Below are 25,336 nucleotides of genomic sequence, written 5' to 3'. Positions count from 1 at the left end.
GCCTCCTTCAGGCTTCGGATCGCGGAAATGTCCGTGCAGCGGCCGGGGCGGATAGTGGAAAGAGCAGATCCACGAAACGCTCGGCAGTCGGTTGGGGTTCGTGGTTGGCCAGGCCCGGGCGCTCATTGGCTTCGATGAAGGCGTAGTCGGGTTCGCGCGGCGACTTCACCATCAGATCGATGCCGGTGACCGGGATATCGATGGCGCGGGCGGCGGCGATGGCGGCGCGGATCAGCGCGGGATGCACCTCATCCGTCACATCATGGATGGTGCCGCCCAGGTGCAGGTTGGCCGCTTTGCGCACCAAAATCTCGGTCCCTTCCGCCGCCACGTCGTCGAGACGATAGCCGGCCTCGGCAAGGGTACGCTCGGTCTCGGCGTCGATGGGGATGGTCGATTCCCCACCGGTGGCGGCGGCGCGACGACGGCTTTGGTGTTCGACAAGGGCGCGCAAGGTCGAGCGCCCGTCGCCGACGACGCGCGGCGGACGACGCAGGGCGCAGGCGACGACCTTGTAATCGATCACCACCAGCCGGAGGTCCTCGCCCTGGACCTGTTCCTCGACCAGAACCTCGGAACAGATGCGGCGCGCCCGGACCAGAGCCGTCTGGACCTCGCTCATCGTCGTCAGGCCGACCGCGACGCCTTGCCCCTGCTCGCCGCGCGCCGGCTTGACGACCAGGGCGCCGAACTTGCTCAGCGCTGCATCGATGGCCGACGGGCTTTCGGGATCGATCCTCTCGGGAACGCGCACGCCGGCCGCCTCGACGATGCGTCGCGTCATCCGCTTGTCGTCGCAGATGCTGAGCGCGACGGCCGAGGTCAACTCCGACAGACTTTCGCGACACCGGACCGAGCGGCCGCCCCAGTTCAGGCGAAACAGCCCGCCCTCACCGTCGATGATCTCGGTATGGATGCCGCGCCGACGCGCCTCGTCGACGATGATCCGGGCATAGGGGTTCAGGTCGTGGTCGTCGGTCGGGCCGACGAACAGGGCCTCGTTGATCGGGTTCTTACGTTTGACCCCGAAGAAGGAGACGCGACGCAAACCCAGCTTTTCGTACAGGGCGATGGCCTGGTCGTTGTCGTGCATGACCGACAGGTCCATGTGCGCCAGACCTTGGGTTTTGAAGTGTTCGGCCAGACGCCGAACCAGGGCCTCGCCGACGCCCGGCTGGGTCGCCTGGGGATCGACCGCCAAGCACCATAGCGAAGAGCCGCATTCCGGATCCTGAAAGGCGCGGGCGTGGTTGACGCCCGTCACGGTGCCGATCACAGCCCCCGTCACGGTGTCCTCGGCGACGAAATAGGTCAGGGTCCGGTCGTCCCGATGCGACCAGAAGAAGTCAGGCGGAACCGGCACCATCTTGCGCTTGGCGTAGATGTCGTTGACCGCCTGCGCATCCGTTTCCGACGTCAGACGGCGCACGGTGAAGCCTCGGGGCTGACGTCGGCTGTTGCGATAGGTCGCCAGTTCCAGCCGATAGGTGTGCGACGGATCCAGGAACAACTCCTGCGGCGCCGAGGCCAGCAGGACGTGCGGATTGCGAACATAGAAGGCGATGTCGCGCCGGTCCGGCCCTTCGGCGCGCAGAGCCTCGACCAACGGCTCGGCCGTCTCGAAGGTCTGGGCGAACAACAGTCGGCCCCAGCCACAATCCAGCACGGCGTCCGGGGTCGGTCCGTCGCCCGACTGCACCGGGGGCTTCAGGCCCTCGTGCCGCAGACGTTTCAGCCGATGCGCCTTTGATCGCTCGGAGCGGATATCAGACGCCATGTTGCTGCATCCACATTTCCAGCACTGCGACCTGCCAGAGTTCGGAGCCGCGAAGGGGTGTGATGTGCTCGGTGGGATTGGCGAACAGGGTGTCCAGATAGCCCCGGTCGAACAGGCCGCGATCGCGCGCCGCCTGATTGGTCAGGGCCTCGCGCACCATCTCCAGATACGGACCCTGGATGTATTTCAGCGCGGGCACGGGGAAATAGCCCTTCTTGCGATCAATGACCTCGGAGGGGATCACCAGACGCGCCGCTTGTTTCAGCACGCCCTTGCCGCCTTGCGCCAGCTTGTGCTCGGGCGGGATGCGGCCCGCCAGTTCGACCAGTTCGTGATCCAGGAAGGGCACACGCGCCTCCAGACCCCAGGCCATGGTCATGTTGTCGACCCTCTTCACCGGGTCGTCGACCAGCATCACCTGGCTGTCCAGACGCAGGGCTTGGTCGACCGGCGTCGCTGCGCGGCCTTGCGCGAAATGAGCCTCGACCAGGGCGCGGCTGACGTCGGTGTCGGCCATATAGGCGCCGTTCAGCTGGGTCTTCAGCGTGGCATGGCTGCGGTCGAAGAAGGCCTTGATGTAGGTTTCGACCGGATCGGTCGCGCCCAGCATCGGCGGATACCAGTGATAACCGGCGAACACCTCGTCGGCGCCCTGGCCGGACTGCACCACCTTGATATGTTTCGAGACTTCCTGGCTCAGCAGGTAGAAGCCGACGTTGTCGTAAGAGACCATCGGCTCTGACATGGCGCCGATGGTGCCCGGCAGGGCTTCCATCAGCCGCTTGTGCGGCACGAAGATCTGGTGATGCTTGGTCCCGTAATGTTTGGCGATCAGGTCGGAATAGACGAACTCGTCGCCCTTCTCGCCATTGGCCTCTTCGAAACCGACGGAGAAGGTCATCAGGTCCTTCTGCCCCAGTTCGGCCAGCAGACCGACGATCAGGCTGGAGTCCACTCCACCCGACAGCAGCACGCCTACCGGCACGTCGGCGACCATGCGGCGCTTCACGGCTTCGCGCAGACTGTCCAGGACCCAATCGCGCCAATCTTCGGCCGTCAGGGCCGCGTCCTCAGCATGGCGGGTCATGTCGGGCTGCCAGTAGGGGCGGTCCTTGGCCCTCCCATCCGCCTCGATCACGCGGATGGTGGCCGGCGGGAACTTCTTGACGCCCTTCAGGATCGTGTGCGGCGGCGGCACGACCGCGTGGAAGGTCATGTAGTGGTGCAGGCCGACGGGATCGATAGTCTTGTCCACGTCGCCCGCCGCCAGCAGGGCCGGCAGGGTCGAGGCGAACCGCAGACGCTTGCCCTGTTCGGCCAGATACAGCGGCTTGATGCCGAAACGGTCGCGAGCGATCACGGTGCGGCCGGTGTCGCGCTCATGAAGCACGAAGGCGAACATGCCCTTGAATCGCTCGACGCAGGCTTCGCCCCACGCCTTCCAGGCCTTGATGATGACCTCGGTGTCGCCGTGCGAGAAGAAGCGGAACCCCATCCCCTGCAGCTCTTCGCGCAGTTCGGGATAGTTGTAGATGCAGCCGTTGAACGCCAGGGTCACGCCCAGGTCAGGGTCCACCATCGGCTGCTGAGCTTTCTCACTCAGGTCGATGATCTTCAAACGGCGGTGACCCAGCCCCACCGAGCCGCGCATAACAATGCCGGAGCCATCCGGTCCACGGGGCGAGAGCGCATCGGTCATGCGTTGAACGGCGCCGGCATCGGCCGGTCGTCCGTCGAAATTGATCTCGCCGCTAAGACCGCACATGGGTCCTCCTTGAATTGTGGAAGCAGCGGGTACAAATGGTTAGGGCACGAAAGAGTTCAACCCGAATGGCCGATATTTCCCATGAGCCAAGCCCTGACGCGGCGGTTGACGCCACCGCATCCCTTGTCCGGTCAGTCCGACGCATCGCCCAGGCGATCGATGTTCGGTCTCGAGAAATTTCACGTCTGACCGGGCTGACGCTGCCGCAGCTCCTCGTGCTGCAATCCATCCGCGCATTGGGTGAAGTCAGCACCAGCGCGATATCGCGGGACGTTTCCATGTCGGCGCCGACCGTCGTCGCCGTGCTGGACAAGCTCGAAGCCAAGGGCATGGCCGCCCGCTATCGCTCCACCGTGGATCGCCGCGTCGTCCATGTGCGTTTGACCGACGCGGGGCGGCAGGCATTGCAGACGTCCCCGGGCCTGCTCGGCGACGGCTTTCTCGCCGCCTTGGCTGAACTTCCACACAGCGAACGACTGGCGATGGCTGAAGCTGTCGAACGCCTCGCAGTTTTGATGCAGCCTCGCGACTCTCAGGCCTCTTTGAAGCCGCCTTACCAGGCTGTCAGGCCCTCATAAGCGGCTCGGGATGTCGAGCCGGCGAACAGCCGGAAACGGTGATCCTGACCTGTCTGTTCCAACGCTATCTTCTGACCTCGAGCCAATCAAAGAGGCCAAAACAGCAAGATGAGCGAGGGCCCCGTGACCAGAACGAGCGCGCTCAAAGGCGCGCCCAGTCTGGGATAATCAGAAAACTTATAGCCGCCAGGCCCCATAACCAGCGTGTTGCACTGGTGACCGATGGGCGTCAGGAAGTCGCACGCGGCGCCGACCGCGACCGCCATCAGGAACGGGTCTGGATTGTAGCCAAGCTGCTTGGCCAGCGTCGCTCCGATCGGGGCGACGATCAGAACGGTCGCCGCATTGTTCAGGAAGGGCGTAACCGCCATTGAGGCGAGCATGACGCCGGTAATGGCGACGACGCCCGGCAAGCCTGTGAACACGTGGCGAAGCAGTCCTGCGATCAGGTCGGACCCTCCTGTGGATTGGATCGCGTCTGAGACGGGAATGAGGGCTGCGATCAGAACGAGCAGGGGGCCATCGAGGGCGGCATAGGCCTCACGCATCTTCAAGCCGCCCAATGCGACGATCACGACGGCGGCGCCGAAGAAGGCGACGGCGACTGGAACTAGGCCAAGGCCAACCAGCGTCATTGCGCACGCAAGAACAACAGCCGGCATGAAGCGCCTGCGCACGCTCCCGAGTTGAACCTGACGCTCCGCCAGGGGGAGTAAATCTAGCGCCCTCAGCGCGACCGGCAGCGCCTGTTCGGCGCCTTGAAGCAGGATGATATCGCCGGGCGCCAGTTTTGCCGTCCGCAGATGCTGGGTGAGTTGAAAGCCGCTTCGCGACACGCCCAACAGATTGATCCCGTGCTGGCCGTACAGATCCGAGCTTCGAACAGACTGCCCTTGAAGCGGGGAGTTTCGGCCGATGACCGCCTCTACGATCGCAATCTCCTCGGATGCGGTCGCTATGGGAACCGGGCGATCATCGCGGATGAGATTCATCTGAGCCCGACTGACGAAGCCCTCCAGCGCCTGCTGCTCGCCCTCGATCAGCAGCGCGTCACCCGCTTTGACGACGACATTGCCTCTGGGACTCAGCCGCCGTTTCCCTGAACGGATCAGCGCCATGATCTTGACCTCGCCGTCGCCGAGGGTGCCGAGAGCGGACACGGTCATAGATCCCGGAGCCCAGCCTTCAGGCGCCCTGACTTCCGTGGCATAGGCGTTGGCGGCCAAGGCCGCGCTCATGGACGTTGCGCCCTGTCGATCGCGGGGCAACAGGCGATAGCCGAACGCCAAAAACGCCAAGGCGATCAGCGTGAGCGCTAAGCCCACCGGTGCGTAGTCAAACATGGCGAAGGGTTCGCCAACGATGCCTTGGCGCACTTCGGCGACGATGATGTTCGGAGCGGTCCCGACCAGGGTGACCATGCCGCCCGCCATGGCGCCGAAAGCCATTGGCATCAGGAGCCGGGACGGAGACGACTTCGTCTGGCGCGCCACCTGAAGCGCCACCGGCATCATGATCGCCAGGGCTCCGACATTCTTCGTCGCCATGGAAAGCAACGTCACAGCGCCGGTCAGAACCGGGACTTGAGAACGCTCAGTCTTTAGCAGCGGCATCACCCGCCGCATCGCGAGCTCAATTACCCCCGATCGGGCGAAGGCGGCCGAAACGATCAGCGCGCAGGCGATGATGACGGTGACGTCGTTTTTGAAACCGTCAAATGCAGCCTCGGCGGGGATGATGCCGATCGCCAATCCTGCAACCAACGCGACGACCGCGACCAGGTCGTAACGAAACCGACCCCAGATGAAGGCGCCGATTGTCAGCCCGACAAGGCCAAAGGCCAGTCCCTGTTGAAACGTCACTCGCCTAGCGCCCTTGCATGATCAGCGTGCAGCGTAGGCTCAATGCTAGAAGGCAGCCAGCCCTCTGGGTCATGGGTCGCTCCGCCAAGGTCTGTCCGACGAACATCCTGTCGCTCGGCGCTCTGGCGGCGCCGTTCATCTTCTTCGCTGCGAGACGATTCGCCCCTGTGAAACCCGCTTTCGCCGGCGCCGCCGCCGGTCTTCTGACCGCAGGACTGGCCGCGACCGTCTACGGCCTGCATTGCCCCGAGCACACGGCCGCCTTTGTGGCGGTCTGGTACACCTTGGGCGTCGGCCTCGTCGCGGTTTTGGGCGCTGCTCTGGGTCGTTTCACCTTCCGCTGGTGAGTGTGTTTTCCGCGATACTGCCGTGAAGCGGTCTTGAGCCGTTTTCGGGTGGTCCCGACAGGATGTGGTAGGCCCGGAGGGACTCGAACCCCCAACCAGACCGTTATGAGCGGTCGGCTCTAACCATTGAGCTACAGGCCCCCAAGGCGCGCCTCGGCGGTAGGGGTTTCGCCTAGCAGGCGCGGGCGCGGCTTGCCAAGCGGGGGCGGGCAAGAAGGCGATCTTTCGGCGATTTCACGAAGATGAACGGAAACTGCCAAGGCGCACGGGCGTTGGTTCAGGCGAGAACGGCCAAGGTCGTTGCAACGGATCGGCGAACGCGCCGGTCCCGGATCGCTTACGGAGAAGACTGCATGACCCGCACCCTGGCCGCCGCCCCCCTGAAGACCCTGTCGTTGAAGACCGTCGCCCTGGGCGGCGCCGTCGCCGCCGCCGCCTTTCTGGCCGCCGCCACGCCGCGCGCCATGGCTCAGACGGCCGAACCCATGGGAGCCATGCACATGATGCAACCCGCGCCGTCGCTGAACCTGTCGGCCTATGGCGAGGTCAAGGCCGCGCCGGACATGGCCACCATCACCTTCGGCGTCCAGACCGAGGCAACGACCGCCCAGGCCGCCATGCGCGACAATGCTGCGCAAATGACGCGCGTCGTCGCCGCCCTGCGTCGCGCGGGCATTGCTGAACGCGATATCCAAACTTCCGGTCTGAACCTGTCGGCGCAATACGACTACGTCCAGAACGAACCGCCCAAGCTGCGCGGCTATCAGGCGGTCAACCGCGTGACGGTGGTCATCAACGACCTGAGCAAGGTCGGTACGACGGCCGACGCCGTGGTCGCCGCCGGCGTCAACCAGATCGACGGCATCAGCTTCGGCCTGAAGGATCCGACCGCCGCCGAAAACCAGGCGCGCCAGCTGGCCGTGCGCAACCTGCAGGCCAAGGCCCAGCTGTACGCCCAATCGCTGAACGTCCAGCTGTCGGGCATTCGCAACCTGACCGAGGGCGGCGGCTATGCGCCTCAGCCGCCGATGCCGATGTTCGCCGCCCGCGCTGTGTCGATGGATCGGGCCGAGAGCACCCCGGTTTCCGCCGGCGAACTGACGGTGCGGATCGACATCACGGGCGTCTACGACATCGCCCGCTGATCGCATCAACCGGATAAAGAAAAGGCCCGCCGTCGCCGGCGGGCCTTTTTGCATTCTGAGAGGCGAAGCGCCTTAGCCAGCGTTCTTGATCGCGTTGGCGTCGTCCAGCAGGACCACGTTCGGGTTCCACTGGCGCGCCTCTTCCTGCGGCAGCTGGCCATAGGTGACCACGATCACCTTGTCGTTCTTCTGCACCAGGCGGGCGGCGGCGCCGTTGACGCCGATGACCTTGGAGCCGCGCGGCGCCTCGATCGCATAGGTGGTGAAGCGCGCGCCATTGGTGATGTTGAGCACATCGACCTGCTCGTGCGGATAGATGCCGGCGGCGTCCAGCAGGTCCATGTCGATGGCGATCGATCCCTCGTAATCGAGATCGGCCTGGGTCACCGTGGCGCGGTGCAGCTTGGACTTCATCAGGGTGACCAGCATCGTGCGGTCTCCAGCAAGAAAAACGCGGGGCGCAGGCCCTCGCTCACAGGCGGCTCATATAGGGATTTCCGGGCCTCGCATCAATCCGCACGCTGCGTCGCAGCAATCGGGTGCGGCTGCGAACGCCAGGTCAACCGACGGATTGCACGCGCGTCATTTGACGACGGCCTGCGTCCCCCTATGCTGGCGACGCCATTTCCGGCCTGCGAGCGCGCGTTTTCCCTCCGATGAAGCAATTCTTCCTGACGGTCCTTGGTGTCTTCACCGGGCTGATCCTGTTCGTCGTCGTCATTCCCTTGGTGCTGCTGACGGTCGCCGTCGCCTCGTCGTCCAGGCCGACGACGCCGGCGACCACCGTGCTGGAGCTGGACTTGCGCGGCGGCGTCAGCGACCAGCCGTCGTCCAATCCGTTCGCGGCCTTCGGCAGTTCGGGCCTGGCCCTGACGGACGTGGTCGATGGCCTGCATCAGGCCCAGGGCGACAGCAGCGTCAAGGCTCTGCTGATCCGCCTGCCGGAAAGCGGCATGACGCCCGCCACCGCCGACGAACTGCGCCAGGCGATCCATCGTTTCCGCAACGCAGGCAAGCCGGTCATCGCCCACAGTCAGGGCTTCGCCCCGTCGGGCGCGGTGATGTCTACCTATATGGTCGGGGCCTCGGCGTCGGAGCTGTGGATGCAGAACACCGCCGGCTTCCAGGCCACGGGCTTCTCGGCCGACAGCCTGTTTTTGGGCCGCGCCTTCCAGAAATACGGCGTCAAACCCGAGTTCGAACAGCGCTACGAGTACAAGAACGCTGTCAACGAATACACCCAGAGCGACTACACCGGCCCGCACCGCGAGGCGATGACGGCTTGGATGACGTCGATCTACGACACCGCCCTGGCCAACGCGGCCAAGGATCGCAAGACGACGGCCCCGGCGCTGAAGACGGTGATCGAGGCCGGCCCCTATTCGGCGGAACAGGCGCTCAGCAATCGGCTGATCGACAAGGTGGGCCAGGTCGAAGAGGCCGAGATCGCCATCAAGACCCGCGCCGGTAAAGGCGCCGAGATCGTCGAATTCGGCAAGTACGCCAGCCAGAAGGGCGAACGCACGGGTTCGGGCAAGAACGCCATCGCCATCGTGGGCGGGGAGGGGGCCATCGTCACCGGGCGCGGCGGCGGCGCCAGCTTCGGCGGCGGCTCGTCCATCCATTCCGACGACACGGCCGAGGCCATCTACGACGCGATCGAGGACAAGAGCGTCAAGGCGATCGTCTTCCGCGTCTCTTCGCCCGGTGGTTCGCCCGAAGCGTCCGAGCAGATCCTTGCCGCGGTGCGCGCGGCGCGGGCGGCGGGCAAGCCGGTGGTGGTGTCCATGGGCGCCTATGCGGCGTCGGGCGGCTACTGGATTAGTTCCGAGGCCGACTGGATCGTGGCCCAGCCCACGACCCTGACCGGCTCGATCGGCGTGTTCGGCGGCAAGTTCGTCTTGGCCGATGCGCTGGGCCGGTTCGGCGTCGACATGCGTGAGCTGACGGTGGGCGGGGAATACGCCGACGCCTTCTCGCCGACGCAAGAGTTCACCCCCCAGCAGCGCGCGGCCTTCGCCGGTTCGATGGACCGGATCTACGACGACTTCATCACCCGTGTGGCGACGGGCCGCAAACTGTCGCCGGACCGGGTGCGCGAAATCGCCAAGGGGCGCGTCTGGACCGGCGCCCAGGCCCTGCCGTTGGGCCTCGTCGACCAGCTGGGCGGAGTGACCGAGGCGGTGAACAAGGCCCGCCAACTGGCCAAGATCCCCGACAACGAGCCCGTCCGCTTCAAGCATTTCCCCAAGCAGCAGTCGCCGTTCGAGGCCCTGTCGGAAATGTTCGGCGTCCAGACCGAGGCCGCCAAGGCGCTGGTCATGCTGGGCGGCGTCATGGCCGATCCCCAGGCCCAGGCCGTGATGCGCCGGATCGACAGCGACCGCATGCGCAGCCAGGGCGCGGTGGTTCTGGCCGATCAGCCGATCTTTTGACGGGGCGCGGCGCACGCGACCGTGCGTCGCGGTCCATTGACCGCAGGCCCCGATGGACCGACATTGCGTATCAGGCGTTCCCCGGATCGCCTGAAAGGATGATCCATGTTCCAGCCTGAACGTCTCGCCGCCATCGGCCATGCCGCCCGCCGCCGTCCCAACGGCCTGATGGCGTCCGTCATGTGGGTCGCCGGCATGATCGCCGCCGTCTGCGCCATGGCGGTCGGCGCCGTCCTCGCCGTTTTCACCGCTGCGGCCGTGGCGGTGATCGCGCTGTTCGCCGGCGTTCTGGTCTTCCTGGTCGGTCTGGTCATGCGCACCCGCCGCAATATCGCGCCGCGTCGCCGCAACAGCGATCCCGACCTGATCGAGGCGCACAAGGTGGACGGCGCCTGGGTCGCCTATGGCTGGGAGCGCAACGGCCGCTGAGCCGAACCCGCCCATGACGTCCTACATCGACGCGCCTTCGCCCAACTTCGACGCGCGCCGTGCGCCGCCGGACATGCTGGTGCTGCACTACACCGGCATGCAGACCGGCGAGGCCGCTCTGGCCCGCCTGCGCGACCCCGAGGCCAAGGTTTCGGCCCACTATCTGGTCGAGGAAGACGGCCGCGTCTTTCAATTGGTGCCCGAGGAGCGCCGCGCCTGGCACGCCGGCCGCGGCGTGTGGCAGGGCGAGGACGACTGCAACGCCGCCTCCATCGGGATCGAGATCGTCAATCCCGGCCATGAGTTCGGCTATCGCGCCTTCCCCGAAGCCCAGATCGCGGCCGTCATCGCGCTGATTTCCGATATTCGCAGCCGCTGGACCATCGCCGACAACCGCATCATCGCCCATTCCGACCTGGCGCCGGATCGCAAGGAAGATCCGGGCGAGCTCTTCCCCTGGAAACGCCTGGCCGAGGCCGGGCACGGCCTGTGGTTCGAACCGGCGGCCGAACGGGTGCAGGCCTTGGGCGGCCTGTTGCAGAAGGGCGATCAGGGCATCGGCCCGATGGTGCTCAGCGCCGGCCTGCATCGGCTGGGCTACGGCCTGAAGGCCAGTGGCGACTACGACGCCGCCGTCGAAACCGCCGTCCGCGCCTTCCAGCGTCATTGGCGCCCGGCCCGCCTCGACGGCGTCGCCGACGGCGAAACCCGCGCCCGTCTGGTCGGCCTGCTCCAGCTGGCCAGCGCCGAGAGTGTCACGGGCGTATTGAATTGACGTTCGCGCCGCTAACGCGCATCTAGCGCGCGCCAGACGGCTGGGCGGTCGCGGCGGACTTCGCGTCCGTCGAGGAAAGTCCGGGCTCCACGGTGAAAAGGCGGCGGATAACTTCCGCCCGGGGTGACCCGAGGGATAGCGCCACAGAAAGCAAACCTCCGGCCTTGCGAGGCCGGTAAGGGTGAAAGGGTGGGGTAAGAGCCCACCGCGGACCTGGCAACAGGGACGGCATGGCAAGCCCCGCCTGGAGCAAGACCAAATAGGGACATCGCGCGGGCTCGCTCGCGGGGCTCACCGCCTCAGATGTCCGGGTAGGTCGCGAGAACCGATCAGCAATGGTCGGTCCAGAGGAATGATCGTCGCCGATCCGGGCCTCGGCTTCGGAGCGGAACAAAACCCGGCTTACAGGCCGTCTGGCATACTTTTCTTTAGGCCTATCGGCCTTCGGCCTGCTTGAGGCCGATTTTCTCGGCCTACCGCGCTTCGCGCTGCTTGAGGCCGGCTTTTTTCTTCGGGCCTATCGGCCTTTGGCCTACTTGAGGCCCGGAGGGTTGGGCGTTGGCGCCCTCCCTCAGCGCGTCGCCTAATCCGAGTTCGGATTATCCCCGCATTTCAGTGTTATGGCGGCGGTCCCGCGCTTTTGCGGGCGTTAACCTATTGTCTGGCAATGGAAGGTTAGAACGCCTCACAGCCTGTGAATACTTTGTTTGTTCCGTGTATGTTCCAGCTGTTCGAGCGTGCTTAAGTCGTCACACGTCAAAACATGGTTAAATCTTGGCCTCGATCCCATTGAGGCCCATTTCATCCCATGCTATCCCAGCTTCATGATTTGGGGCTGAGAGGCGGGCGCGGCGGGCGTTCGTCAGGGCATCTAGGGACGGGCCGAAGGGCTCGATTGGACAGGGCGTGTTTCTCTCGACCTATGAGAAGCAGCTGGACGGCAAGCGCCGTCTCCTCATCCCCAACGATTTCCGCACGACCGAAAACGGCGCCGCTGGCGGCGTGTTCATCTTCCCTTCGATCGAGGCCGACTGTCTGGAAGCGGGCGGCGACCGCCTGTTCGCCGTCTATGCCGAAATGATCGAAGCCCTGCCGTTCGGCTCCGAGGAGCGTTCGGCGCTGGAGTGGCAGGTGATGGGCGAGCAGGTGCGTCTGGCCTATGATTCCGGCGGTCGGATCACCTTGCCCGAGGCGCTGTGCGCCGAAGCGGGTCTGGGCGACACCGTCGTCATCGTCGGCCTGAACGACCGTTTCCAGATCTGGTCGCGTGAGAAATGGGCGGCGCGCCGCGCCGAACAGCGCGCCCTGGCCAAGGCCGGCATGGCCCAGATCGGCGCCCTGAAGCTGGCGGCCCAGATGAAGCTGGCGGGAGGCGGATCGTGACTGACGTTCTGCCCGGCGCTCCCCACGCCCCCGTCCTGCTGGCCGAGGTGATCGAGGCCCTGGCGCCCGCGCCCGGCGACGTCGTGATCGACGCCACCTTCGGCGCCGGCGGCTATACCCGCGCCATCCTGCAGACCGGCGCCCAGGTCGTCGCCCTGGATCGCGACCCGACGGTCCAGCCGCACGCCGACGCCGTCGCCAGCGACTTCCCCGGCCAGTTCCAGCTGATCCGCACCCCCTTCTCGGGTCTGACCCAGGCGTTCGCCGACAGCGGCAAGGCGAAGCTGGACGGCGCCGTCTTCGACATCGGCGTCTCGTCGATGCAGCTGGATCAGGCCGAGCGCGGCTTTTCCTTCATGCGCAACGGTCCGCTTGACATGCGCATGTCCGATGAGGGCACGACCGCCGCCGACATCGTCAACACCTGGGACCACGGTCCCCTGGCGCACATCTTCAAACTGTATGGCGAAGAGCGCCAGTCGGGCCGCGTCGCCACCGCCATCCTGCGTCGCCGCGCCGAACAGTCGTTCACCCGCACCCTGGATCTCGCCGAGGTGGTCGAAAAGGCCCTGGGCGGCCGTCGCGGCGCGCCCATCCATCCGGCGACGCGCGTGTTCCAGGCCCTGCGCATCGCGGTCAATGACGAACTGGGCGAGCTGGAACGCGGTCTGGAGGCGGCCGAGGCGACGCTCGCCCCCGGTGGACGTCTCGCCGTCGTCACCTTCCATTCGCTGGAAGACCGCATCGTCAAGGCCTTCCTGACTGAGCGCACGGGCAACAGCCCCGCCGGTTCGCGTCATGCGCCGATGGCCGTCGATCCGCGCAAGCCCAGCTTCACGCTCCAGTTCAAAGGCGCGCGCGAGGCGGGCGACGAAGAGCGTTCCACCAATCCCCGCGCCCGCTCGGCCAAGCTGCGCGCCGCCGTGCGCACCGACGCCCCGGCCTGGGGTCGGATCGATGGGAGAGCGGCGGCATGACCACGGCGCCCTTCTTCACCTATTCCCGCACCGCCCTTCAGCGCCTGTTCGACTGGAAGGTGCGCGGCGTGCGCTGGGTCGAGATCATCGGCGTGGCCCTGGTCGCGATCATGATCGTGTCGGTCTATGCCGCCAAGGCCGCCGCCGCGCGTGAAAGCAGCCGCATCGCCCAGATCGAACAGGACATCCGCGAGAACGGACAGCGCGTCCGCCTGCTGCGCGCCGAGGTCGCCCGGCTGGAGCAGCCCGCCCGTCTGGAAAGCCTGTCGCGCCAGATCGGCATGGCCCCCGTCGCGGTCGCCCGTCAGGCCAAGGAAGGTCAGCTGACCGCCCTGAAACCCGTCGCCGCTCAACCCGCCGCGCCCGCGCCTTCAGCCGCGCCGGCGCCCGCCGCCGTCGCCGATGACGCGCCCGTCCCCACGCCTTCGCCGGAGCCGGCGCAATGAGCGTTCAGGATCATCGCTATCACCGCCCCGCGCCGGGCGCTGATTTCCAGGAACGTCTGCAAGGCCGCCTGTCGCCGTTCTGGCGCTGGCTGACCGAACTGGTCTGGCGGCTGGAGCACGGCTTCGAGCGCGCCCGCGCCGACGCCCGCCCGGAAGAGGACACCCGCGTCCGCATCTTCCTGATCCTGATCGCCTTCTCCTGCGTCTTCGGCGGCCTGGCCATCGGTGCGTCGTACAAGGCCCTGTTCGCCCCGGCCAACGGCCTGGGACGCGGCGTCAATCCGAACGCCCTGGTGCGCGGCGACCTGACGGACCGCAATGGCGAGCTGCTGGCCACCAACATTGTTCACTACGGCCTCTACATCGACCCGGCCGAGATCTGGGATCGCGACCTAGCCTATCGCCAGATCCGCCGCGCCCTGCCGCGCATCTCGGCCGAGCGTCTGAAGAAGGTGCTGGGCGGCGACCGTCGCCTGATCGCCCTGACCGGTCTGACGCCCCAGGAAAAGGCCGCCGTCCACGACCTGGCGCTGGGCGGCGTCACCTTCGAGCCCGAAGACCGCCGCGCCTATCCGCTCGGGACCTCGGCCGTCCATCTGATCGGCGACGCCGACACGGGCGGGCAGGGCGTCTCGGGCGCCGAACTGGCCTTCAACGACGAGATCCGCGCGGCGGGTCAGCGCGGCGAGGCCTTCCCCCTGTCCATCGACCTGCGCGTCCAGGGCGTTCTGGAGAACGAACTGGCCGCCGCCGCGATCAAGAACCAGGCCAAGGGCGCCGTCGGCATCGTCACCGACGTCCAGACCGGCGAGGTGCTGGGCATGGCGTCCTGGCCGACCTTCAACTCGGCCGACCGCGGCGCGGCGCCCGACGGCGCCACCCTGAACCGCGCCGTCTCGGGCCATTACGAAATGGGCTCGGTGTTCAAGACATTCACCGTCGCCGCCGGCCTCGACACCGGCCGGGCCGACATGAACACCCTGTTCGACGCCTCCCAGGCCTTCCAGATCGGCGATCGCAAGATCAAGGACTTCCACGCCCAGAACCGGGTGATGACCCTGGAAGAGGTCTATCTGCACTCCTCCAACATCGGCACGTCGCAACTGGCGGTGCAGATGGGCCCCAACACCATGCGCGACTATTTCCGCCGCCTGGGCCTGCTGGACGCCGCCAAGATCGAGCTGAAGGAATCGGCCAAGCCGGTCGTGCCGCGTCGCTGGGACAACTCGACCCTGGCGTCGCTGTCCTTCGGCTATGGCATCATGATCACCCCGGCCCAGATGGTTCAGGCCATGGGCGCCCTGACCAATGGCGGTCGGATGATCCCGCTGTCGCTGCGCAAGGGCGGCGCCCGCAACGTCCAGCCGCAACAGGTCGTCACCGAAGAGACCTCGCGCGCCATTCTCGACCTGCTGCGTCGCAACGTCGTCAAGGGTTCGGGCGGATTCGCCGACGCGCCGGGCCTGCGGGTCGGCGGCAAGACCGGCTCGGCCAACAAACTGGTCGGCGGTCGCTATGATCCCAGCCACGCCCTGGGTTCCTTCGCGGCGGTCTTCCCCGTCGATGGCCCGCTGAACGGCAAGCGTTACGCCATCCTGATCGTGATGGACGAGCCGGGGACCTATCCCAAGACCGGCGCCTATGTCGCCGCGCCGGCCGTGCACAATATCGCCGACCGCATCGCCGGTTTCCTGGGCGTTGAACGCCGCGACGACCGCTGGCGCACGGCCTCGGGCGAGAAGATCCCGCAGTATCAGGACGTGGCGGGGGACGGGCTTTGAGCGCGCTTCACCTGTCCGACCTGCTGCGCCGCGACGTGTCCTCGGACCCCGTCATCACCGGCGTCACCGCCGACAGCCGCAAGGTCTCGCCCGGCGCCTTGTTCGTCGCCCTGCCGGGCACGGCCGCCGACGGCCGCGCCTTCATCCCTCAGGCCCTGGCGCAAGGGGCCGCTGCGGTTCTGGCGCCGACCGACACGCCGGATGGCGCGGCGCCCGTTCTGGTCACCTCGGGCGACGTGCGCCGGGCCTACGCCATCGCCGCGCGCGGCTTCTACGGCGCCCAGCCCAAGACCTGCGTCGCCGTCACCGGCACCAACGGCAAGACGTCGGTCGCCACCTTCTGCCGGCAGATCTGGGCCGGGATCGGCCACAAGTCCGCCAGCATGGGCACGCTGGGCGTCATCGGCCAGAAGGGCGACAGGACCTACGCCCTGACCGGCCCCGGCCTGACCAGCCCCGACGCCGCCGAGGCCGCGCGCCTGATGGCCGAGCTGGCCGCCAAGGACGTGACCCACGTCGCGCTGGAGGCCTCGTCCCACGGCATCGACCAACGCCGCCTGGACGGGGTCGCCTTGAAGGCCGCCGCCTTCACCAACCTGACCCAGGACCATCTCGACTATCACGGCACCATGGCGGACTATCGCGCCGCCAAGATGCGCCTGTTCGAGACCCTGCTGCCGCGCGGCCGCACCGCCGTGCTGAACGCCGATTCCGACGCCTATTCGGTCTTCGCCTCCGCCTCGATCATGGCGGGTCTGGGCGTCATGGGCGTGGGCGAGCGCGGTCGCGACCTGACCCTGATCGGCCGTCGCGCGACGCCTGAAGGGCAGCGTCTGACCATCGACGTGCGCGGCGACATCCGCGAAATCCTGCTGCCGCTGGCCGGCGCGTTTCAGGCGTCCAACGCCCTGGTGGCGGCCGGCCTGTGCATCGCCGCCGGCGATCCGGCCGACGCCGTCATCGGCGCGCTGGAAGGCCTGACCGGCGCGCAAGGCCGCCTGCAACGCATCGACGGCGGGCAGGAAGGCCGGGGCGAGGTCTATGTCGACTACGCCCACACGCCCGACGGGCTCGAGACGGTTCTGAATGCGCTGCGTCCCCACGCGACCGGCCGCCTGATCGTCGTCTTCGGCGCCGGCGGCGATCGCGATCGCGGCAAGCGTCCCCTGATGGGCGAGATCGCCGGGCGTCTGGCCGACATCGCTATCGTCACCGACGACAATCCGCGATCCGAAGACGCCGCCGCCATCCGCGCCCAGGTCCGCGCCGGCTGCCCGGACGGGATCGAGATCGGCGACCGCCGCGTCGCCATCGAGGCCGCCGTCGAAATGATGCGTGACGGGGATGTGGTGGTCATCGCCGGAAAAGGGCATGAACAGGGTCAGATCGTCGCGGGCGTGACCCACCCCTTCGACGACGCCACTGTCGCGTCCGAGGCCCTGTCTCTCTATGCCTGAACACTCCGCCCGCCCGCTTTGGTCGGCCGCCGAAGTCGCCGCCGCCACGGGCGGCGTGCTGAAGGGCGATGATCGCCCGATCACGGGCCTGACCTACAACAGCCGCGAGATCGCTCCCGGCGATCTGTTTCTGGCGCTGAAGGGCGAACGCGACGGGCATCAGTTCGCCGGCGGCGCCTTCGCATCGGGCGCCGCGGCCGCCCTGGTCGAACACCCGGTCGAGGGTGGCCCTTGCGTCGTCGTGCCTGACACCTTGCGCGGCCTCGAAGCCCTGGGCGTCGCCGCCCGCGAGCGCGCGCCCCATATTAAGCGCGGCGCCGTCACCGGCAGCGTCGGCAAGACCAGCGTCACCCAGGCGATCAAGGCGGGCCTCGACCTCGCCGGTCCCGCCCACGGTTCGATCAAGAGCTACAACAACCACATCGGCGTGCCCCTGACTCTGGCCCGGATGCCGGTCGAGACCCAGCGCGCCGTGTTCGAGATCGGCATGAATGCGCCGGGCGAGATCGCGCCCCTGTCGCGCTTCGTCGCCCCCCACGCCGCCTGCGTCACCACGGTCGGTCCGGTCCATATCGAGGCCTTCGCGGACGGCGAAGCGGGCGTCGCGCGTGAAAAGGCGACCATCTTCCAGGGTCTGGTGCCGGGCGGTGCGGCGGTGGCGAACGGCGACGTCGCCTTCTCGGCTATGCTGTGCGATGCGGCCAAGGCGGTCGGCGCGCGCCTGCTGACTTTTGGATCCGACGCCGGCCATGACGCCCGTCTGCTGGACTTCCGGCCGGACGCCGAGGGCGCGGCGGTCGCCGCCGAACTGTTCGGGCGGCGCATCGACTATCGCCTGGCCCAGTCCGGCGCCCATTGGGGCCTGAATAGCCTTTGCGTCCTCTTGATGCTCGACGCCCTGGACGTGGCGCTGGAAACGGGTCTCGAAGCCCTCGCGGGGTTCCAGCCTCTGGCCGGACGCGGCCAGACGCGCACGGTCACGACGCCGGACGGCGCCTTCACCCTGATCGACGAAAGCTACAACGCCAATCCGCTGTCCATGGCCGCCGGGTTCAAGACTTTGGGCGCGCGCTCGACCTCGGGCCGCCGCGTGGTGGTGCTGACCGACATGCTGGAACTGGGCGAGCAGAGCCGCGACCTGCATGAAGGTCTCGCCGGCCCCATCGATGCCGCCGGCCTCGACCTGGTCCACGCCGCCGGTCCCGAAATGCGCTGGCTCTACGACGCGCTGCCGGTCTCGCGACGCGGCGTCTGGCGCGCGACGGCGGCGGAACTGGCGGCCGAGGCGGCCCTGCTGGTCGCGCCCGGCGACATCGTCATGGTCAAGGGCTCGAACGGCTCCAAGGCCTCGCTGGTGGCCAAGGCGCTCGCCGACCTCCAAGGCCGCGACACGCCGCCCGCGACGCGATAGAGGACCAAAATGTTCTATCTGCTCTATCTCTACTACGCCGACGTGGCGCACCAGTATCCGCTGCTGAACCTGGTTCAGTACCAGACGGTGCGCGTGGCCCTCGCCATGGCCACCGCCATGATCGTCGCCGTCGCCATGGGCAGCCGCTTCATCAACTGGATCCGCGCCAAACAGGGCCGGGGCCAGCCGATCCGCGACGACGGCCCGGTGTCCCACCTGTCCAAGGTCGGCACCCCGACCATGGGCGGTCTGATGATCCTGGCCGGCATCGGCGTGGCGGTGCTGCTCTGGGGCGACCTGACCAATCCCTACATCTGGATCGTCAGCTTCGTGACGGCGGCCTTCGGCGTGCTGGGCTTCATCGACGACTACGCCAAGGTGACCAAACAGACCTCGGCCGGCCTGACCTCGAAACAGAAGCTCCTGGCCCAGACCGTCGTCGCCGTCGTCGCCGGCGTCCTGACCGTGCTGTGGATGACCGTCTCGCCGACCTCGCCGGGGCTTGAGACGTCGATCGCCTTCCCCTTCTTCAAGGCCGTGCTGCTGAACATCGGCTGGTTCTATGTGGCGTTCGCGGCCTTCACCATCGTCGGCTTCTCCAATGCGGTGAACCTGACCGACGGTCTGGACGGCCTGGCGACCGTGCCGGTGATGATGGCGGCGGGCGCGTTCGGCGTGATCAGCTACCTCGCCGGCAACTTCGTCTTCGCCCAGTATCTTCAGGTCCACCACGTGCCTGGCGCGGGTGAACTGGCCATCTTCTGCGCGGCCATGATTGGCGGGGGCGCGGGCTTCCTGTGGTACAACGCCCCGCCGGCCAAGATCTTCATGGGCGACACGGGTTCGCTGGCTCTGGGCGGGGCGCTCGGCGCCATCGCCGTCACCACCAAGCACGAACTGGTCCTGGGCATCGTCGGCGGCCTGTTCGTCATGGAGGCCGCCTCGGTCATGATCCAGGTCGGCTATTACAAGCTGACGAAGAAGCGCATCTTCCTGATGGCGCCAGTTCACCACCATTTCGAAAAGATGGGCTGGCCGGAATCCACCGTCGTCATCCGCTTCTGGATCATCGCCGGCGCCCTGGCCCTGCTGGGCCTGTCGACGCTGAAGCTGCGCTGATCCGATGATCCCCGTTTCCGGCTTTGAAGGCAGGCGGGTCGCGGTCTTCGGCCTGGGACGGTCGGGGATTACGGCCGCGCGCGCCCTTCAGGCCGGGGGCGCGATCCCGATCCTGTGGGACGACGGCGAGGCCGGCCGGGCGCAGGCCAAAGCCGAGGGCTTCACGGTCGAGGACCTGGCTGCCGCCGACTGGTCCGACTTCGCCGCCCTGGTCCTGTCGCCCGGCGCGCCCCTGACCCATCCCAGGCCGCACTGGACCGTGGACCTGGCCCGCGCGGCCGGCGTGCCCGTCCTCGGCGACATCGAACTGTTCGCCCGCGCCCTGGCCGACCGGCCGAAGGATCAGCGGCCGCGCGTCGTCGCCATCACCGGCACCAACGGCAAGTCGACCACCACCGCGCTGATCGGCTGGGTGCTGAAGTCGGCGGGCCTGACGGTCCACGTCGGCGGCAATATCGGCGTCGGCGTCCTGGCCTTGCCCGAACCCACGCCCGAAGCCGTCTATGTGATCGAGGTCTCCAGCTATCAGCTGGACCTGACCACGACCTTCGCCCCCGATGTCGCCATCCTGACCAACATCAGCCCCGACCACCTGGACCGTCACGGCGGCATGGACGGCTATGTCGCGGCCAAGGCGCGGATATTCCAGGCCCAGGGGCCGGATGCGGTCGCGCTAATCGGCGTGGACGAAAGCTGGGGGCAGGGGATCGCGCGCGATCTGGCCCAGCGCGTCATCACCATCTCCACCCGCCCTTCTCCCCCGAGGGGAGAAGGCTATGTCGCGCAGCCCGGCGTTATTCTGAACGGCGGCGAACCGATCGCCGACCTCACCGCCGCCCGCTCGCTGCCGGGCCGTCACAACGCCCAGAACGCCGCATTCGCCTATGCGACCGCCCGCGCGCTGGGCGTCTCCCACGACGCCGCCGTCGCCGGCCTGCTGTCCTTCCCCGGCCTGGCCCACCGTATGGAGGCGGTTGGCCGCCTCGGCTCCGTGCGCTTCATCAACGATTCCAAGGCCACCAACGCCGACGCCGCGCGTCAGGCCCTGGCCTCCTATCCGTCCGTCTTCTGGATCGCCGGTGGCGTGCCCAAGGCCGGCGGCATTAAGGATCTCACCGACCTCTTCCCCCGCATCGCCAAGGCCTATCTGATCGGCGACGCGGCCCCGGCCTTCGCCGAAACCTTGGGCGATGCGCCCCACGTCATCGCCCGCACCCTCGACGACGCTGTGGCCGCCGCCGCCGCCGATGCGGCGTCTGCCGACGGCGACCAGATCGTCCTTCTATCCCCCGCCTGCGCCAGCTTCGATCAGTTCAAGGACTTCGAGGCGCGCGGCGAGGCCTTCCGCGCCGCCGTCCTGGCCCTCGGCGCCGTCCCGGAAACCGCGTCATGAGCGCTCCCTACACCCCTGCCTTTTCCCGTAACGACCAAAGCCATGTGGCCCAGTGGTTCTGGACCGTGGATCGCGGCCTGCTGGGCGCGGCGCTCGCGCTGATGGCCCTGGGCGTGGCGCTCAGCTTCGCCTCCAGCCCCGCCGCCATCCTGGCCGATGAATCGATCACTGACCCCTTCCACTATTCCTGGCGGATGATGGTCTTCTCGGGCGTGGGGCTCAGCATCATGCTGACGACCTCGCTGATGTCGCCGCGCGGCGTGCGACGGATCGCGGTCCTGGCCCTGTTCGGCGCCATCGTCGTGATGATGGCCTTGCCGTTCATCGGCGATACGGTGAAAGGGGCCGCCCGCTGGGTGAACTTCGGCCCCTTCAGCCTGCAACCGTCCGAGTTCGCCAAGCCCGGCCTGATCGTCTTCGCCGCCTGGATGTTCGCCGAGGCGCAAAAGGGGCAGGGGGTGCCCGGCGTCACCATCGCGTTTGGTTTCTACGCCCTGACCGTCTCGCTGCTGCTGATCCAGCCCGATATCGGCCAGACGCTTCTGATCACCACCACCTTCATGGCCGTCTTCTTCATGGCGGGCGTGCCGTTTAAATGGATGGCGGTTCTGGCCAGCCTCGGCATGGCGGGGCTGGTGTCACTGTATTTCGTCTTCGGACACATGCGCGACCGCCTCAGCCGCTTCTTCTCGCCCGAAACCACCGACACCCACCAGATCGACAGCGCGTCCGAGGCTATCCGCGCCGGCGGCCTGCTGGGCCGAGGCATCGGCGAGGGCGTAATGAAGCGCCGCGTGCCCGACCTGCACACCGACTTCATCTATTCCGTCGGCGCCGAGGAGTTCGGCCTGATCCTCAGCCTGATCATGATCAGCCTCTACGCCTTCATCGTCATCCGGGGCATGCGCCGGGCCATGAAGCTGACCGATCCGTTCGAGCAGACGGCGGCGGCGGGCCTGTTCATGCTGATCGGGCTTCAGGCCTGCATCAACGTCGCGGTGAACCTGAACCTGATCCCGACCAAGGGCATGACCCTGCCCTTCATCAGCTATGGCGGCTCCTCCATGCTGGCCATGGGCCTGACCATGGGCTTTGCCCTAGCCCTGACGCGACGCCGCCCCGGCGCCTACGAACCCGGCGCCAGCCTGACCATGGGCCGGCGGTTGCTGTAGTTCTCTTTCGTCGCCCCTCGATCTCGCTACGCCAGTCGCAGGAGGACGAAAGAGCGGCTAGCCAGCCTTCTTTGACGAAAACATCCGGACGATTCCCGTCGCTTACGGCTCGCGATCGACCGTCTCCTGCCCACGCTGCAAAACCGTGCGATCCTGTCGCCGCCCCATTCCTCACCGCACCGTTCCTGGCCGACATTAGACAGATTAGACGAATTAGACGGTGTTTTTGCCTGCCCACCGTCTGAACTTCAGACTATTCAGACCCTCTTTTTCGGAGCCTCGCCCATGACCAAGCTCTGCGTCGTCGCCGCCGGCGGCACCGGCGGCCATATGTTCCCGGCCGAGGCGCTGGCGCGCGAGATGGCGGCGCGCGGCTGGCGCGTCGTCCTGGCGACCGATCACCGGGGCGAACAATACGCCCACGCCTTTCCCGCCGAGGAGCGGCTGGCGCTGGACGCCGCCACCGGCTCCGGCCCGCTGGGCCTGATCAAGGCGGGCGTCGCCATCTTCAAGGGGGTGGTCCAGGCGCGCACGGCTTTCGACCGGCTGGGCGCCGACATCGTCGTCGGCTTCGGCGGCTATCCGTCCGCCCCGGCCCTGGTCGCCGCGGTCACGTCCCAGCGACCGACGGTGATCCATGAACAGAACGCGGTCCTTGGCCGCACCAACCGCATCCTGGCCCCCTATGTCGGTCGGGTCGCTTCATCCTTCCCGACACTCGAACGCGCGCCGGCCAAGGTCCAGGGCCGCTCGCTCGTCGTCGGCTCGCCGGTGCGGGCTGAGATCCGCGCCCTGTTTGACCGCCCCTATGTCGCGCCCGCCGCCGACGGCCCGATCCATGTGCTGGTCACCGGCGGCAGCCAGGGCGCCCGCATCCTGTCCGAGACCACGCCCCGCGCGCTGGCCGCCCTGCCGGAAGCCTTGCGTCGCCGCCTGAAGGTGCAGCAGCAGTCACGCCCCGAGACGCTGGAGGCCGCGCGCCAGATCTATCTGGAGGCCGGGATTGAGGCCGAGGTCGCCCCCTTCTTCCGCGACATGGCTGAACGGCTGTCCAGGGCCCATCTGGTCGTCGGCCGCTCCGGCGCCTCGACCTGCGCCGAACTGGCGGTCGCAGCCCTGCCGTCCGTCCTGATCCCGCTGAAGATCGCCACCGACGACCACCAGCGCCTGAACGCCAAGGCCCTGACCGATGCGGGCGCGGCCGAGGTCATCCTGGAAGACGACCTGACCGTCGATCGCTTGGCCTCGACCCTGACCGGCGTCCTGTCCGATCCGGCGCGCCTGTCGGCCATGTCCGCCGCCGCCCGCAGCGTCGCCATCCCCGACGCCGCCCAACGCCTCGCCGACCTCGTCGAGGCAACGGCAGGCCGTGCATAATGTCTCCTCCCCACGTGTGGGGAGGGGGACCGCGTAGCGGTGGAGGGGTTTTCGCGCCGAAGGAACCCCTCCGTCACGGCGCGAAGGGCGCGCCGCGCCACCTCCCCATCGCTCCGCGAAAGGGAGGAGACATCAACCCTCTCGGCCCTGACGCGTTAGGAAGCTCATGCCTCCCGAAATCATCGCCGTCACCCGCCAGATTCGCGCCCTGTGGCACCGGTTCGACTGGCTGCCCGAATGGGCGGTCATCGGCCTGGTCCTGCTGGTCTTCGTCGGCGGCGGCTGGCTGACGCACAAGATCGTCTTCGCCATCCTGCGTCGCGTCGTTCGGAACAAGGATCTCTTCTGGCGCGGCGTGGTCGAACGCGCCCGGGTCAAGCTGCGCGTTCTGATCATCATCATCGGCATCGGCATCGGCGTGACCGTCTCGCCGATGGATCCCGGCCCGTCCGAGGATATCCGCAGCGCTCTGCTGTTCCTGTTCATCCTGACCCTCGGCTGGATGGCGTCGGGCGTGCTCGACATGTGGTCGGTCATGCACCTCAAGCGGTACAATATCGCCGTCGAGGACAATCTGCTGGCCCGTAAGCACCTGACCCAGACCCGCATCCTGCAGCGGGTGGCCAAGGTCGTGCTGTTCATCGTCACCGTGGGCCTGGCCCTGATGACTATCGCCGGTTTCCGTCAGTGGGGCGTCAGCCTGCTGGCCTCGGCTGGCGTCGTCGGCATCATCGCCGGTCTGGCGCTTCAGCCGATCCTGACGAACATGGTCGCCGGCATCCAGATCGCCCTGACCCAGCCCATCCGCCTGGACGACGCCGTCATCGTCGAGAACGAGTGGGGCAATGTCGAGGAAATTACCTCGACCTATGTGGTGGTCAAGCTCTGGGACTGGCGCCGGATGGTGCTGCCCCTGTCCTACTTCATCACCAAGCCCTTCCAGAACTGGACGCGCGAGAACGCCCGCCTGATCGGCGTGGCCTTCTTCTACGTCGATTACGAAGCGCCCATCGACCGGCTGCGCACCGCCTTCGAGGGCATCGTCAAGGCGTCCAAACACTGGGACGGCGACGTGCAGGTGATGCAGGTCACCGACATCACCGAACGCGTGCTTCAGGTGCGCTGCCTGGCCAGCGCCCGCTCGGCCCCGGTCGCCTTCGACCTGCGCTGCGAGATCCGCGAGAAGCTGATGGCCTTCATGCGCGACGAATGCCGCGAGGCCCTGCCGCGCGACCGTATCGAATGGCCGCAAGGCGAACCCTCTAGTCTCCCTCCCCGCCTCGGGGAGGGTGGCCGCGAAGCGGTCGGGTGGGGGCGGCCGCCATCAGTTCGCGAAGAATGAAATCCATGACATCCGGGAGTCGATCCCGAACATCGGAGGCCGCTATGCGCAGTGTCTTTACGCCGTGATGAGCCAATGCGGCGTCACGGCGGGCGTCCCAGTCGCCACGCCCCTCGTGCGAACCGCCATCGACCTCCACCGCCAAACCGCGTCGGAGACAAATGAAGTCGACATAATAGCCGAGGAGAGGATGCTGGCGTCGGAAATGAAAACCTTGTTTTCGAAGGTCGCGCAGAGCCAACCAAAGCCTCGCCTCCGGCGGGCTCATGGCTTTTCGCATCGCTCGGGCTTTTGCGATCTTCGCCATTCTGGGCCGCGCCCACCCGGTCTCGCTGCGCTCAACCACCCTCCCCTGAAGGGGAGGG

The 25,336-nt window shown here is 67.2% G+C and carries 22 protein-coding genes, 1 tRNA gene and 1 other RNA gene; 18 read left to right on the top strand and 6 right to left on the bottom strand.

Going from position 1 to position 25,336, the window contains the following annotated elements:
- Positions 1 to 7: 7 nt before the first annotated feature.
- Entirely contained in the window at positions 8 to 1,777 is a 1,770-nt protein-coding gene (ngg, locus tag PFY01_RS13695) for an N-acetylglutaminylglutamine synthetase (RefSeq protein WP_271041693.1), read from the bottom strand.
- Positions 1,767 to 3,542: an N-acetylglutaminylglutamine amidotransferase gene (locus tag PFY01_RS13690; RefSeq protein ID WP_271041692.1), complete on the bottom strand. Its 1,776-nt coding sequence runs from the start codon at positions 3,540 to 3,542 to the stop codon at positions 1,767 to 1,769. Before PFY01_RS13690 ends, ngg begins: the two co-directional genes overlap by 11 nt.
- 65 nt (positions 3,543 to 3,607) lie before the next feature.
- Between PFY01_RS13690 and PFY01_RS13685 the strand changes: the two genes are divergently transcribed.
- Complete coding sequence (locus PFY01_RS13685) at positions 3,608 to 4,120, top strand: MarR family winged helix-turn-helix transcriptional regulator (protein ID WP_271041691.1); 513 nt, start codon at positions 3,608 to 3,610, stop codon at positions 4,118 to 4,120.
- 86 nt (positions 4,121 to 4,206) lie between these two features.
- Here the strand turns inward: PFY01_RS13685 and PFY01_RS13680 are convergent, their stop codons facing one another.
- On the bottom strand, positions 4,207 to 5,982 hold the full coding sequence (locus PFY01_RS13680; RefSeq protein WP_271041690.1) for an SLC13 family permease: 1,776 nt from the start codon (positions 5,980 to 5,982) through the stop codon (positions 4,207 to 4,209).
- A gap of 71 nt (positions 5,983 to 6,053) precedes the next feature.
- On the opposite strand from PFY01_RS13680, the gene PFY01_RS13675 reads away from it, so the two are divergent.
- Positions 6,054 to 6,329, top strand: a complete 276-nt coding sequence (locus tag PFY01_RS13675) for an NrsF family protein (protein ID WP_420197025.1) — start codon at positions 6,054 to 6,056, stop codon at positions 6,327 to 6,329.
- A 65-nt stretch (positions 6,330 to 6,394) separates the two neighbouring features.
- Here PFY01_RS13675 and PFY01_RS13670 read toward each other — a convergent pair.
- A tRNA-Ile gene (locus tag PFY01_RS13670) sits at positions 6,395 to 6,470 on the bottom strand.
- 212 nt (positions 6,471 to 6,682) lie between these two features.
- Between PFY01_RS13670 and PFY01_RS13665 the strand changes: the two genes are divergently transcribed.
- The gene (locus tag PFY01_RS13665; protein WP_271041688.1) at positions 6,683 to 7,474 is read left to right on the top strand and encodes an SIMPL domain-containing protein; all 792 of its coding nucleotides are present in this window, start codon (positions 6,683 to 6,685) and stop codon (positions 7,472 to 7,474) included.
- 72 nt (positions 7,475 to 7,546) lie between these two features.
- Here PFY01_RS13665 and panD read toward each other — a convergent pair whose 3' ends face one another.
- Positions 7,547 to 7,903, bottom strand: coding sequence for an aspartate 1-decarboxylase (panD, locus tag PFY01_RS13660; protein ID WP_017504542.1), 357 nt, complete (start codon positions 7,901 to 7,903; stop codon positions 7,547 to 7,549).
- Between the two features lie 227 nt (positions 7,904 to 8,130).
- Here panD and sppA point away from each other — a divergent pair, with 227 nt between their 5' ends.
- The 15 genes from sppA (at position 8,131) to PFY01_RS13585 (ending at position 24,971) form a co-directional block, all read left to right on the top strand.
- The gene (gene sppA, locus PFY01_RS13655) at positions 8,131 to 9,909 is read left to right on the top strand and encodes a signal peptide peptidase SppA (protein ID WP_271041687.1); all 1,779 of its coding nucleotides are present in this window, start codon (positions 8,131 to 8,133) and stop codon (positions 9,907 to 9,909) included.
- A 105-nt stretch (positions 9,910 to 10,014) separates the two neighbouring features.
- Entirely contained in the window at positions 10,015 to 10,338 is a 324-nt protein-coding gene (locus PFY01_RS13650; RefSeq protein WP_161639610.1) for a hypothetical protein, read from the top strand.
- 13 nt (positions 10,339 to 10,351) lie between these two features.
- Complete coding sequence (locus tag PFY01_RS13645) at positions 10,352 to 11,113, top strand: N-acetylmuramoyl-L-alanine amidase (protein WP_271041686.1); 762 nt, start codon at positions 10,352 to 10,354, stop codon at positions 11,111 to 11,113.
- A 32-nt stretch (positions 11,114 to 11,145) separates the two neighbouring features.
- Positions 11,146 to 11,534, top strand: an RNA gene (gene rnpB / locus PFY01_RS13640) — RNase P RNA component class A.
- Between the two features lie 485 nt (positions 11,535 to 12,019).
- Positions 12,020 to 12,496, top strand: coding sequence for a division/cell wall cluster transcriptional repressor MraZ (locus tag PFY01_RS13635; protein ID WP_017504538.1), 477 nt, complete (start codon positions 12,020 to 12,022; stop codon positions 12,494 to 12,496).
- Between the two features lie 8 nt (positions 12,497 to 12,504).
- Positions 12,505 to 13,473, top strand: a complete 969-nt coding sequence (gene rsmH / locus PFY01_RS13630; RefSeq protein WP_271043069.1) for a 16S rRNA (cytosine(1402)-N(4))-methyltransferase RsmH — start codon at positions 12,505 to 12,507, stop codon at positions 13,471 to 13,473.
- Positions 13,470 to 13,919, top strand: a complete 450-nt coding sequence (gene ftsL / locus PFY01_RS13625) for a cell division protein FtsL (RefSeq protein WP_271041685.1) — start codon at positions 13,470 to 13,472, stop codon at positions 13,917 to 13,919. The genes rsmH and ftsL overlap by 4 nt, the downstream gene beginning before the upstream one ends.
- The gene (locus PFY01_RS13620; RefSeq protein WP_271041684.1) at positions 13,916 to 15,700 is read left to right on the top strand and encodes a peptidoglycan D,D-transpeptidase FtsI family protein; all 1,785 of its coding nucleotides are present in this window, start codon (positions 13,916 to 13,918) and stop codon (positions 15,698 to 15,700) included. The genes ftsL and PFY01_RS13620 overlap by 4 nt, the downstream gene beginning before the upstream one ends.
- Positions 15,697 to 17,157, top strand: a complete 1,461-nt coding sequence (locus PFY01_RS13615) for a UDP-N-acetylmuramoyl-L-alanyl-D-glutamate--2,6-diaminopimelate ligase (protein ID WP_271041683.1) — start codon at positions 15,697 to 15,699, stop codon at positions 17,155 to 17,157. The genes PFY01_RS13620 and PFY01_RS13615 overlap by 4 nt, the downstream gene beginning before the upstream one ends.
- On the top strand, positions 17,150 to 18,568 hold the full coding sequence (locus PFY01_RS13610; protein WP_271041682.1) for a UDP-N-acetylmuramoyl-tripeptide--D-alanyl-D-alanine ligase: 1,419 nt from the start codon (positions 17,150 to 17,152) through the stop codon (positions 18,566 to 18,568). Before PFY01_RS13615 ends, PFY01_RS13610 begins: the two co-directional genes overlap by 8 nt.
- 9 nt (positions 18,569 to 18,577) lie before the next feature.
- Entirely contained in the window at positions 18,578 to 19,687 is a 1,110-nt protein-coding gene (gene mraY, locus PFY01_RS13605; RefSeq protein ID WP_017504532.1) for a phospho-N-acetylmuramoyl-pentapeptide-transferase, read from the top strand.
- Between the two features lie 4 nt (positions 19,688 to 19,691).
- Positions 19,692 to 21,080, top strand: a complete 1,389-nt coding sequence (murD, locus tag PFY01_RS13600) for a UDP-N-acetylmuramoyl-L-alanine--D-glutamate ligase (protein ID WP_271041681.1) — start codon at positions 19,692 to 19,694, stop codon at positions 21,078 to 21,080.
- On the top strand, positions 21,077 to 22,252 hold the full coding sequence (locus tag PFY01_RS13595; RefSeq protein ID WP_055805836.1) for a peptidoglycan glycosyltransferase FtsW: 1,176 nt from the start codon (positions 21,077 to 21,079) through the stop codon (positions 22,250 to 22,252). The genes murD and PFY01_RS13595 overlap by 4 nt, the downstream gene beginning before the upstream one ends.
- 285 nt (positions 22,253 to 22,537) lie before the next feature.
- Entirely contained in the window at positions 22,538 to 23,629 is a 1,092-nt protein-coding gene (murG, locus tag PFY01_RS13590) for an undecaprenyldiphospho-muramoylpentapeptide beta-N-acetylglucosaminyltransferase (protein WP_271041680.1), read from the top strand.
- 166 nt (positions 23,630 to 23,795) lie between these two features.
- Positions 23,796 to 24,971, top strand: coding sequence for a mechanosensitive ion channel family protein (locus PFY01_RS13585; RefSeq protein ID WP_271041679.1), 1,176 nt, complete (start codon positions 23,796 to 23,798; stop codon positions 24,969 to 24,971).
- Here PFY01_RS13585 and PFY01_RS13580 read toward each other — a convergent pair.
- Positions 24,892 to 25,239, bottom strand: a complete 348-nt coding sequence (locus PFY01_RS13580; protein WP_271043068.1) for an endonuclease domain-containing protein — start codon at positions 25,237 to 25,239, stop codon at positions 24,892 to 24,894. The genes PFY01_RS13585 and PFY01_RS13580 overlap by 80 nt on opposite strands.
- Between the last annotated feature and the right edge of the window lie 97 nt (positions 25,240 to 25,336).

It is taken from the genome of Brevundimonas vesicularis, from assembly GCF_027886425.1.
In the GTDB taxonomy this organism is placed as follows: Bacteria; Pseudomonadota; Alphaproteobacteria; order Caulobacterales; family Caulobacteraceae; genus Brevundimonas; species Brevundimonas vesicularis_C.
The sequence above is the reverse complement of the archived record's forward strand: the minus strand, read 5'-3'. Positions and strand labels throughout refer to the sequence as shown.

Bases quoted from the DNA above. Each gene is read 5' to 3' on its own strand.
- ngg (WP_271041693.1), bottom strand. From the start codon at position 1,777: ATGGCGTCTGATATCCGCTCCGAGCGATCAAAGGCGCATCGGCTGAAA.
- PFY01_RS13690 (WP_271041692.1), bottom strand. From the start codon at position 3,542: ATGTGCGGTCTTAGCGGCGAGATCAATTTCGACGGACGACCGGCCGAT.
- PFY01_RS13685 (WP_271041691.1), top strand. From the start codon at position 3,608: ATGGCCGATATTTCCCATGAGCCAAGCCCTGACGCGGCGGTTGACGCC.
- PFY01_RS13675 (WP_420197025.1), top strand. From the start codon at position 6,054: ATGGGTCGCTCCGCCAAGGTCTGTCCGACGAACATCCTGTCGCTCGGC.
- PFY01_RS13665 (WP_271041688.1), top strand. From the start codon at position 6,683: ATGACCCGCACCCTGGCCGCCGCCCCCCTGAAGACCCTGTCGTTGAAG.
- panD (WP_017504542.1), bottom strand. From the start codon at position 7,903: ATGCTGGTCACCCTGATGAAGTCCAAGCTGCACCGCGCCACGGTGACC.
- sppA (WP_271041687.1), top strand. From the start codon at position 8,131: ATGAAGCAATTCTTCCTGACGGTCCTTGGTGTCTTCACCGGGCTGATC.
- PFY01_RS13650 (WP_161639610.1), top strand. From the start codon at position 10,015: ATGTTCCAGCCTGAACGTCTCGCCGCCATCGGCCATGCCGCCCGCCGC.
- PFY01_RS13645 (WP_271041686.1), top strand. From the start codon at position 10,352: ATGACGTCCTACATCGACGCGCCTTCGCCCAACTTCGACGCGCGCCGT.
- ftsL (WP_271041685.1), top strand. From the start codon at position 13,470: ATGACCACGGCGCCCTTCTTCACCTATTCCCGCACCGCCCTTCAGCGC.
- PFY01_RS13620 (WP_271041684.1), top strand. From the start codon at position 13,916: ATGAGCGTTCAGGATCATCGCTATCACCGCCCCGCGCCGGGCGCTGAT.
- PFY01_RS13610 (WP_271041682.1), top strand. From the start codon at position 17,150: ATGCCTGAACACTCCGCCCGCCCGCTTTGGTCGGCCGCCGAAGTCGCC.
- mraY (WP_017504532.1), top strand. From the start codon at position 18,578: ATGTTCTATCTGCTCTATCTCTACTACGCCGACGTGGCGCACCAGTAT.
- murD (WP_271041681.1), top strand. From the start codon at position 19,692: ATGATCCCCGTTTCCGGCTTTGAAGGCAGGCGGGTCGCGGTCTTCGGC.
- PFY01_RS13595 (WP_055805836.1), top strand. From the start codon at position 21,077: ATGAGCGCTCCCTACACCCCTGCCTTTTCCCGTAACGACCAAAGCCAT.
- murG (WP_271041680.1), top strand. From the start codon at position 22,538: ATGACCAAGCTCTGCGTCGTCGCCGCCGGCGGCACCGGCGGCCATATG.
- PFY01_RS13585 (WP_271041679.1), top strand. From the start codon at position 23,796: ATGCCTCCCGAAATCATCGCCGTCACCCGCCAGATTCGCGCCCTGTGG.
- PFY01_RS13580 (WP_271043068.1), bottom strand. From the start codon at position 25,239: ATGAGCCCGCCGGAGGCGAGGCTTTGGTTGGCTCTGCGCGACCTTCGA.